Source organism: Kitasatospora sp. NPDC032121 (assembly GCF_055580145.1).
This window is the reverse complement of the sequence record NZ_JBVILX010000016.1, coordinates 182,294-191,143: the sequence shown is the minus strand read 5'-3', so window position 1 is coordinate 191,143 and position 8,850 is coordinate 182,294. Positions and strand designations below refer to the sequence as shown.

7 protein-coding genes are annotated in these 8,850 nt (G+C 75.6%); 4 read left to right on the top strand and 3 right to left on the bottom strand.

Annotated features, from left to right (window positions below):
* Positions 1 to 245: 245 nt before the first annotated feature.
* Positions 246 to 851 (top strand): TIGR03086 family metal-binding protein, encoded by a 606-nt coding sequence (locus tag ACZ5OX_RS30965; protein ID WP_465634568.1) that lies wholly within the window; start codon positions 246 to 248, stop codon positions 849 to 851.
* A 149-nt stretch (positions 852 to 1,000) separates the two neighbouring features.
* Here the strand turns inward: ACZ5OX_RS30965 and ACZ5OX_RS30960 are convergent, their stop codons facing one another.
* The 3 genes from ACZ5OX_RS30960 to ACZ5OX_RS30950 all read right to left on the bottom strand — a co-directional run bounded on the left by ACZ5OX_RS30960 (position 1,001) and on the right by ACZ5OX_RS30950 (position 4,817).
* Positions 1,001 to 2,149, bottom strand: a complete 1,149-nt coding sequence (locus ACZ5OX_RS30960) for an alpha/beta hydrolase (protein WP_465634567.1) — start codon at positions 2,147 to 2,149, stop codon at positions 1,001 to 1,003.
* Between the two features lie 149 nt (positions 2,150 to 2,298).
* On the bottom strand, positions 2,299 to 2,766 hold the full coding sequence (locus ACZ5OX_RS30955) for a (2Fe-2S)-binding protein (RefSeq protein ID WP_465634565.1): 468 nt from the start codon (positions 2,764 to 2,766) through the stop codon (positions 2,299 to 2,301).
* Positions 2,767 to 2,807: 41 nt separating this feature from the next.
* On the bottom strand, positions 2,808 to 4,817 hold the full coding sequence (locus tag ACZ5OX_RS30950; protein ID WP_465634564.1) for a xanthine dehydrogenase family protein molybdopterin-binding subunit: 2,010 nt from the start codon (positions 4,815 to 4,817) through the stop codon (positions 2,808 to 2,810).
* A gap of 857 nt (positions 4,818 to 5,674) precedes the next feature.
* On the opposite strand from ACZ5OX_RS30950, the gene ACZ5OX_RS30945 reads away from it, so the two are divergent.
* The 3 genes from ACZ5OX_RS30945 to ACZ5OX_RS30935 all read left to right on the top strand — a co-directional run bounded on the left by ACZ5OX_RS30945 (position 5,675) and on the right by ACZ5OX_RS30935 (position 8,474).
* Positions 5,675 to 6,937 (top strand): MFS transporter, encoded by a 1,263-nt coding sequence (locus tag ACZ5OX_RS30945; RefSeq protein ID WP_465634562.1) that lies wholly within the window; start codon positions 5,675 to 5,677, stop codon positions 6,935 to 6,937.
* Positions 6,938 to 7,165: 228 nt separating this feature from the next.
* A complete protein-coding gene (locus tag ACZ5OX_RS30940) occupies positions 7,166 to 7,954 on the top strand; it encodes a Mut7-C RNAse domain-containing protein (RefSeq protein WP_465634561.1) in 789 nt (262 codons plus the stop codon).
* 94 nt (positions 7,955 to 8,048) lie between these two features.
* The gene (locus ACZ5OX_RS30935) at positions 8,049 to 8,474 is read left to right on the top strand and encodes a cupin domain-containing protein (protein WP_465634559.1); all 426 of its coding nucleotides are present in this window, start codon (positions 8,049 to 8,051) and stop codon (positions 8,472 to 8,474) included.
* The last annotated feature ends 376 nt before the right edge of the window (positions 8,475 to 8,850 follow it).

Below are 8,850 nucleotides of genomic sequence, written 5' to 3'. Positions count from 1 at the left end.
CAGCCGCCTGATAGCCACACCCAGCACCCCTGGGTGACCCAACCCTACGAATGGCTCGATCAACCCGACTCAGAAGGTAGAGCCGCCTGACGCCCGGCGGCGGGCCCGGTGACGAGGGGCCCGGTGGCGGTAGGTCCGGTGACGGCGGGTGCGGTGTCGTGGCGGGCGGTGGTCGGCGCCCGCGCTTACGATCACCCGGCACGACCCGCGCTCCCGCACCGGGACCCCGTACCGAGAGGTGTGCCATGACCGCAGCGGAAGACCCGATCGAGCTGCTCGCCCGGGCCCTCGCGCAGACCGCCGGACTGATCGACGGCACCGGCGTCGAGCTGGCCGGCCACCCGACGCCCTGCCGCTCGTGGGACGTCGGCGACCTGGTCAGCCACCTCCTGCACGACCTGCGGCAGTTCACCGTACGGGCGAAGGGCGGGCAGCCGGACTGGTCGCAGCCCTTCGACCGGGTCGAGGAGGACTGGCTGCACGCCTTCGAGGCCGGGGCGGAGGAACTGGTCGACGCCTGGCGCGCGGCCGGTGACCTCGGAGGCACCCTGGAGGTCCCCGGCGTCGGCACCCTCCCGGCCCGCTTCCCTGTGGACCAGCAGATCGCCGAATTCGCCGTCCACGGCTGGGACTTGGCCCGCGCCACCGGCCAGTCCACCGAGGGCCTGGACCACGAGGTCGCACACGCGGCGCTCGCCTGGGCCGGCGGCGCGCTCAAGCCCGAGTACCGCGGCGCCGAGGAGGAGCACCACGCGTTCGGCCCCGCCGTCGCCGCCCCCGAGGACGCCCCGGCGTACGACCGGCTCGCCGCCTTCTTCGGCCGCGACCCGGCGGAGTACCCGGCGGGTTAGGGCGTGATCGTGCCCGGGGCCCGTGCTGTCGATCGGTCCGGATCGGGGCGCGGCCTCGGGGTGTGTGCATCGCGGGGCGGGGGTGGGCTACCTCCCGGCCCGAAGGCCGGGGGAGTGTCGCGGGCCCGGGAACGATCGGCGAGACTGCCCTACCCGCGGCTCCAGCGGAACTCGATCTCCGGGTGGCGCGGCGACGGGCCGTCGAGGAGCGGGGTGGGGCGGTCGCGCAGGAAGCGGTCGGCGAAGGCCCGGACGTAGCTGCGGGTGAGCGCGGTGGCGCGGGTCGGGGCGAGGGTGCCGAGCAGGCCGGCGTAGGTGTCGGCGGGGAGGTGGTCGGCGAGGTGGCCGGGGGCGGCGGCGTGCGGCAGGTCGGTGAAGCTGAGGTGGCCCGCGCCCAGGGTGCGCAGCTGGCGGCCCCAGGCGTGGTGGTGTTCGCGCCAGCGCTGCCAGGTGTCGTGGTCGTCGATCGAGGTGAGCAGCAGGAACGGCCGGCCCAGCCCGAGTTCGGGGACGGGGGAGCCGAACAGGCCGCCGTCGAGGTCGAGGCCGATCCGCAGGCGCGGGTCCTGGCGCAGGGCCTCGGCGGCCGCGGCTCCGCCCATGGAGTGGCCGAGCACGCCGATCCGCTCCTCGTCGACCCGGAACGGCAGCCGGCCCCCGGTCAGTTCGTCGGTGACGAAGCGCAGGTCGCCGACCCGCGCGGCGATCTCCTTGCGTTCGGCGGCGTCCCAGTCCGGCGGGTTCTCCGGCAGGGCCCCGAGCACCAGCCGGCCGTCCGGGAACTCGACGGCGGCGGCGTCGTAGGTGTGGTCGACGGACGCGACGAGGTAGCCGTGCGCGGCCAACTCCTCGGCCAGTGCGGTGCAGTTGCCGCGTGTGCCGCCGCGGCCGTGGCCGAGCAGCAGCAGGGGGAGCGGGCCGGGGTGGGCGGGGGCGTCGGCGAGGGCGGTGGGGCGGACCAGGGCGAGGGTGCCCGGGTCCAGCGGCAGGATCCGCTCGATCGCGGCCGCGACCCGCGGGGCGATGTAGGGCGCACGGGGCCGGCCGGCGGTGCCGCGCGCCGGGTACCAGAGCTGCACCATCAGTTCGCGCGGACCGGGGACGGGCGCGAACGGGTCGAGGCGGCCGTGGTCGACCAGGTGCAGGCTGGTGGTGCCGACCGGCCGGCCGACGGTGGGTGCGGGCAGGTCGATGGCGCGCGCCGGCGCGGCCGGGGCGGCCAGGGCAGGCCCGGCGGGCAGCAGGGCGGCGGCCCCGCCCAGGCCGGCGAAGGTGAGAAGTGAACGGCGCCTGATCATGCGTCATCCTCGCGCGGCTCGGCGACTGGATCCCCGGGCCAGCCTAGGTGGTGTGGACCGGTGTGGCCAGGGTGCCGAGCGGCTTGCGCCCGCTCAAAACGTGCCGCCCGCTGGGGACTTGCTGCCCGCGTCAGGACGTGCCGCCCGTGTCAGGGCTTGGCGCCCTGCCGGGCGGCGGTCTGCTTGATCGCCTCGCGGATGCGCGGATAGGTGCCGCAGCGGCAGATGTTCTGGATCTGGTCGATGTCCGCGTCCGTCGGGTTCGGGGTGCGACGCAGCAGGGCGACGGCGGTCATGATCTGGCCCGGCTGGCAGAAGCCGCACTGGGCGACGTCGCAGGCGAGCCAGGCCTCCTGGACAGGGTGCAGCACCTCGCCGTCGGCCAGTCCCTCGATGGTGGTGACGGTGTGGCCCTCGCAGTCCTTGACGGACCGGGTGCAGGGCTGGAACTCCTGGCCGTCCAGGTGGCTGGTGCAGGCGCGGCAGACGCCCACCCCGCAGCCGTACTTGGGGCCGGTGACGCCGAGCTTGTCGCGCAGGACCCAGAGCAGCGGCATGTCGTCCGGGGCCTCGACGGTGACGGGCTTCCCGTTGAGGACGAAGGTGTGGGTGGGCATGGGGAGTCGGGATTCCTCAGCTGGTGGTCAGGAGCCGGTGGTCAGAAGTTGATCGGGAAGGAGCGCGGACTGGTGCCGGTCGCCCGGGCGTAGGCATTGGCGACGGCGGCGGAGGCGGCCGGGACGCCGAGTTCGCCCGCGCCGCCGGGCTGGCCGCTCGGCGGCATCAGGTGGATCTCGACCACCGGCGGGGTGTGCCGCTGCCGGGCGTAGTGGAAGTCGCCGTAACTGCCCTCCCGGAAGGCGCCGTTGTCCAGGTGGTTGCCGGCCTGGAGGATCACCGAGATGCCGTCGACGAGCGCGCCGGTCAGCTGGGCCTCCAGGCCCCTGGGGTTGATCACCCGGCCGACGTCGGCGACGACGACGGCCTTGGTGACCCGCGGGTTGGCGCGGTCGGTGGCGTCCAGCTCGACCAGGTAGGCGACGCAGGCGCTGTGCTCGTCGTGGTAGCCGATGCCCTGGGCCTGGCCGGGGGGCATCGGGCGGCCCCAGTCGCCGCGCCTGGCGAGCTCGTCCAGCACGGCCCGTCCGGCGGCGCTGCGCATCCGGTCGCGGCGGAACGAGAGTTCGTCCTGGCCCATCGCGCGGGCGAGTTCGTCCATCATGATCTCGTCGGAGACCCGGACGGTGCCCGAGTAGACCGAGCGCCAGCTGCCGGTGTGCAGTTCGAGCGGCAGCTCGGCGAGCAGCTGGGTGGGGACGCCGACGTCGTACGGGATCTTCTCGGTGAGCAGGAAGAAGAGTTCGGAGGCGGTGAGCCCGGCCAGCGGGAGGTTGTAGCCGGCGGCGGTGAGCATGTCGCCGAGGCCGTGCCCGAGGTCGGTCCGGACGCCGGCCACGCGGTGCTCCCAGCTGAACACCTGGCCGAGGCCGTAGGTGGCCCGGATGACGTGGTGGCTGGCGGGGCGCACCCGGCCGTGGCGCATGTCGTCGTTGCGGGTCCACATCAGCTTGACCGGGCGGCCGGCGGCCTTGGAGACCTGGGCGGCCTCCAGGGCGGCGTCGAAGAACAGCCGGCGGCCGAACGAACCGCCGCCGCGCACCACATGGACGGTGACGGCGTTCTCCGGCAGGCCGAGTTCCCTGGCGATGGTGCCCTGGGCGAGGATCGGGCTCTGCGCGGCGAACCACAGTTCGGCGCGGTTCGGCCGGACGTCGGCGACGGCGGTGAGCACCTCCATCGGGGCGTGGTTGACGAAGGCGAAGTCGAACTCCCCCTCGACCCGGTGGGAGAGCAGCGGCGGCGGGAGGGACGGCAGGTGGGCGGCCCGCAGTTTGGACCGTACGTCGGCGTCGGACAGGCCGGCGACCGGGCCCGGGTTCCAGGTGGTGACCAGCGCGTCGCGGGCCTTGAGCGCCTGGTCGAAGGTCTCGGCGAGGACGGCGACGCCGGTCGGGATCCGCACCACGCCGAGGACGCCGGGCATGGCGCGGGCGGCGGAGGCGTCCAGGGACTTGAGGGTGCCGCCCACGGTGGTGGGGCGGGCGACCACGGTGGGCACGGCGCCCGGGACCTGGAGGTCTCCGGCGTACTGGGCCCGGCCGGTGACGATGTCGCGGGCGTCGATCCGGCCGGTCGGCCTGCCCACCAGGCGCAGCTGGTCGGCGGTCTTGGGGACGGCCGGGACGGCGGGCACGGCGACGCGGGCCGCCTCGGCGGCGAGGTCGCCGTAGCCGAGGCGGCGGCCGTCGGGGGCGAGGACGGCGGAGTCGGCGGTGCGTAGGGTGGCTGCGGGAACGTTCCAGCGCTTGGCGGCGGCGGTCACCAGCCGGGCCCGGGCGGCGGCGGCCGCGGCGCGCACCGGGTCGTACAGCGAGCGGATCGAGTTGGAGCCGCCGGTCAGCTGGTTGAAGAGCAGTTCGGGGCGGGCGTCGGAGAGCGGGACGTCGACGTCGGAGAGCCGGGCGTCGAGCTCCTCGGCGACGATCATGGCGATCGCGGTGGTGAGGCCCTGGCCGACCTCCAGCCGGGGCAGGTGGAGTGCGGCGCGGCCGTCGGCCGTGACCTCGAGGACCAGCAGGTGGGCGGTCGGCAGCCCGGCGATGATCATCGCGTCGCCGAGGTCGACGATGTCCGGGATGCCGGGCAGCCCGATCAGCTGCTGGGGGAGGGCCGTCTCGCGGACCGGTACGGCAGCTGCTGCGGCGGGCCGGACGGGCGTCGGGGCGGCGGCCTCCGCGGTGGCGGGCGCGGCGGTGTCGAGGCCGAGGCCGGCGGCGACGGTGAGGGTGGGTGCGGCCAGCAGATAGGTGAGGAAGCGCCGTCGGCGGGTGCCGCCGTCCGACGTTGGGGCGTCCGGAGCGTCGGCGGGGTGGGTGTGCGGGTGCCCGGGGCCGTCGGGTCGGTCGGTGGAGTCCGAGGGCGCGATGGAGGTGCTGATGGGGAGGCCACCCTTCGAACCGGAGACGGCGATGGAACGGGCGGGCCGGGCGGCCCCGGCCCGGTGCCGGATCGCGAACGCCGTTGAGCATAAAAGGACGCTACTGACGGGTCAACACGGTCAAAGTTGGCCCCTGGTCTGTCCGATCGCGGTTTTGCAGCGCTCGGCGGAGCCGGATTCGGAGCGGGTACGGACGGCGCTTCACCGGCGCGGGCGCGGCCGGGGCGGGACCGCTTCGAAGGGCTCGGAGGCGCCAACTGGCGCCCCTCGCACGCGGGTTCAGGGGTCGGTCGACGGTGCGGCGGCATGGCGGATTGGCCCAGGAAATTCCTTGATCACTGGACCGGTCCACTGGGCCGGTTCTCTCCTAGGGTGGGGGAGCGCCGGAGCCGCGGTCGCGAAGAGCCGCTCCGCGCGCCGCCCATCCGGCGGTCGCGGGCAGGGGTGACGGTCCGTGAAGTCGTTTACGCAGGTGGACGCGTGTGGGTGACCGGCGCGCACGAGAACGCCACGAGCGAAGGAGAGGCATGCCGACCGAACGAGCCGCCCGCCGGGGCGCCCTGCCGCCCGCCGGGCCCCAGCGGACCCTCGCGGCCGCCCAGTTGGCCGCCGCCGTGGGCGACGGCGCCTACTACACCTGCTCCGCGCTCTACTTCACCAGGGTGGTCGGGATGTCGCCGACCGCCCTCGGAATCGGCCTCACCCTCGCCTGGGCTCTCGGCTCCCTGGCCGGCGTCCCGCTCGGGCACCTCGCCGACCGGCGCGGCCCGCGCCGCACCTCGGTGGCGCTCGCGCTGGGCACGGCGGCCGTGGTCACCGCCTTCCTGGTGATCCGCTCCTACCCGCTGTTCCTGCTCGCGGTCTGCCTCTACGCCACCGCGCAGTCCGGCCTGACCGCCGCCCGGCAGGCACTGGTCGCCGCGCTGGTGCCGCCCGCGCAGCGGACCGCGCTGCTCGCCCACATCCAGTCCACCCTCAACGGCGGACTGGCCGTCGGCGCGGCGATCGGCGGCATCGCGCTCGGCCTGGGCACCCGCGCCGCGTACCTGACCGCCTTCGCCGTCACCGCGCTCGGCTTCCTGCTCGCCGCGCTGGTCCTGCGGCGGCTGCCCGAAGCCCCGCCCGCGGCAGGGTCCCCGGACGCCGGGCCGCGCCTCGCCGTACTGCGCGACCGCCGGTACGCCGCCGTCACGGCCGTCAACGCCGTCCTGCTGCTGCGGATGCCGCTGCTCAGCCTGATCATCCCGCTCTGGATCGCCGCGCGCGCCCCCGGGATCGGCTGGCTCGGCTCGGCGCTGTTCGTGCTCAACACCCTCGCGGTGCTGGCCTTCCAGGTCCGGGCGGCACGCGGCATCACCGGACTGGCCCCGGCCGCCCGGGCCGTCCGCTCCGCCGGGCTGCTGCTGCTCGCCTCCTGCGCCGTCTTCGGACTGTCCGCGCTGGACGTGCCGGTCTGGGCGGTCGGCGCACTGCTGGTCGCGGCCTCCGTCCTCCAGGTGGCCGGGGAGATGCGGCAGTCGGCCGGCAGCTGGCAGATCGCCTTCGACCTCGCCCCGCCCGGGCGGATCGGCCAGTACCAGGGCTTCTTCGGCACCGGCGTCGCCGTCGCCCGCACCCTCGGGCCGCTGCTGCTCACCACACTGCTGCTGGACGGGGGCCTGGTCGGCTGGCTGGTCCTGGGCGGGGCGTTCCTCGCGGCGGGGTACGCGATGGGGCCGGTCGCCCGCTGGGCGGCGCGCGACCGCGGCCACCCGGTGTCACCGTCGACGGTGGTCGCGGCGGCCGTCTGAGCCCGCGCGCGTCGGCGGCCACCCGAGCCCGCGCGCGTCGGCGGCCACCCGAGCCCGCGCGTGCCGCCGGCCGCCTGAGCCCGCCCGTGCCGCCGGCCGTCCGACCTCGCCCGCGTCCGCGGGGCGCCTGGGCTCGGACGCGGGCGACCGTGCGCCCCGGGAGGCCGGTCCGACGGCGGGCCGGAAACCCGGTGGCCCCGGCCCGCCGCCCGCTGGCATGCTGGCCGAGTGGACCGACCCCAGATCAGCCTCGACTTCGCCCCCGAGCTGCACCTCTTCGTCTCCGCGCCCCGGCGGGCCGGCAGCACCGCGCTGCGCACCGACGGCACCTCCACCCTCGGCCACGTCGTCGAGTCCCTGGGCGTCCCGCTCACCGAGGTCGGCGCCCTGCTGGTGGACGGCCGGGCCGTGCCCGACACCCACGTGCCGGCCGACGGCGAGGAGATCTCCGTCCGGGCCGTCACCAGGCCGCAGCGCTCGCCCGCCCCGGCGCGCTTCCTGCTGGACGTCCACCTCGGCACCCTCGCCCGCCGGCTGCGCCTGCTCGGCGTGGACGCCGCGTACGAGAACCCCGACATCGGCGACGCCGCCCTGGCCGCCCGCTCGGCCGCCGAGCAGCGGATCATGCTCTCCCGCGACCGCGGCCTGCTGCGCCGCCGCGAACTGTGGGCGGGCGCCTACGTCTACAGCCACCGCCCCGCCGAGCAACTGCGCGACGTGCTCTCCCGCTTCGCGCCGCCGCTCGCCCCCTGGAGCCGCTGCACCGCCTGCAACGGCACGCTGCACCCGGCCACCAAGACCTCGGTGCGCGAGCAACTGCGGGACGGCACCGAGCGCTCCTACGACGCCTTCGCCCAGTGCGCCGACTGCGGACAGGCCTACTGGCGCGGCGCCCACCACGCCCGCCTGGAGGCGATCGTCACCGAGGCGGTGCGCGACTTCGGAGCCGATCCGACCACGGGAGGAGGCCAGGAGTCCGGAGAGGGCCGGGGCCGGATCGGGGTCGTCTCGGGGTAGCCCCGCCCTGGCGAACGGCCGGGGGCCCGTGATCCCATCGACGGTGGGGGACGGGACCACGCTACTCAGTCGGATGAGAGGCCAGGTCGTCACAATGGGACATCACACAGGGCACCAGCCCTTCGGCACCGCGGACGTGGGGGACGCCGAGGTGGTGACCGCCCCGGACGGGGCCGAGGTGCGCCCGCTGCTGGTGCTGGAGGGATCCGGGAGCCTCGCGGCCTTCACGCTCACCCCCGGCCAGGTGACCCACGCGGTGTCGCACGCCACCGTGCAGGAGCTGTGGCAGGTCACCGCGGGTAGCGGCGAGCTGTGGCGCCGCCAGGGCGGGCGCGAGGAGACCGTACGGCTCGCGCCCGGAACGGCGGCGTCGATACCGCTGGGCACCGCGTTCCAGTTCCGGGCGGACGAGGACTCCGACGGGCCGCTGCGGATCACCGCCGTCACCATGCCGCCCTGGCCCGGCACGGACCGCGAGGCACGCCCGGAGGAAGGCCCCTGGAAGGCGACCGTCCGATGAGGGGTGGGCTGTCGCGCCGCCCGCCGGCGGCGCCGCCGTGGCCGCCGCCGGGCTCGGACTCGCTGCTGCCGGGCTGCCGGGCTGCCGGCTGACGGGCGGGCGGACGACTGGCGGGCGGACTACCGGATCGGCTGGGGCGGGGACCGGGGGTCCGTGCCGGAACTGCCGGTCGTGCACCGAGGTCCGCGAAGTGCCGAGCCGCGCGAAGCGCTGAGGCGCAATGGTCGGGACGCGCGAAGCGTCGGGTTCGCGAAGCGGGGGGGCCAGGTGTTGCACAGGGGACCCCCCCCCTCCCACCGCCCCACACCCCCAACCCCACGAGGGTCCAGGCCTGGGCCGACTCCCCCGGTCTCCCGAGAAGGTCCGAGTTAACTCC

Coding starts and splice junctions, on each gene's coding strand:
- ACZ5OX_RS30965 (WP_465634568.1), top strand. CDS start 246: ATGACCGCAGCGGAAGACCCGATCGAGCTGCTCGCCCGGGCCCTCGCG.
- ACZ5OX_RS30960 (WP_465634567.1), bottom strand. CDS start 2,149: ATGATCAGGCGCCGTTCACTTCTCACCTTCGCCGGCCTGGGCGGGGCC.
- ACZ5OX_RS30955 (WP_465634565.1), bottom strand. CDS start 2,766: ATGCCCACCCACACCTTCGTCCTCAACGGGAAGCCCGTCACCGTCGAG.
- ACZ5OX_RS30950 (WP_465634564.1), bottom strand. CDS start 4,817: ATGATCATCGCCGGGCTGCCGACCGCCCACCTGCTGGTCCTCGAGGTC.
- ACZ5OX_RS30945 (WP_465634562.1), top strand. CDS start 5,675: ATGCCGACCGAACGAGCCGCCCGCCGGGGCGCCCTGCCGCCCGCCGGG.
- ACZ5OX_RS30935 (WP_465634559.1), top strand. CDS start 8,049: ATGGGACATCACACAGGGCACCAGCCCTTCGGCACCGCGGACGTGGGG.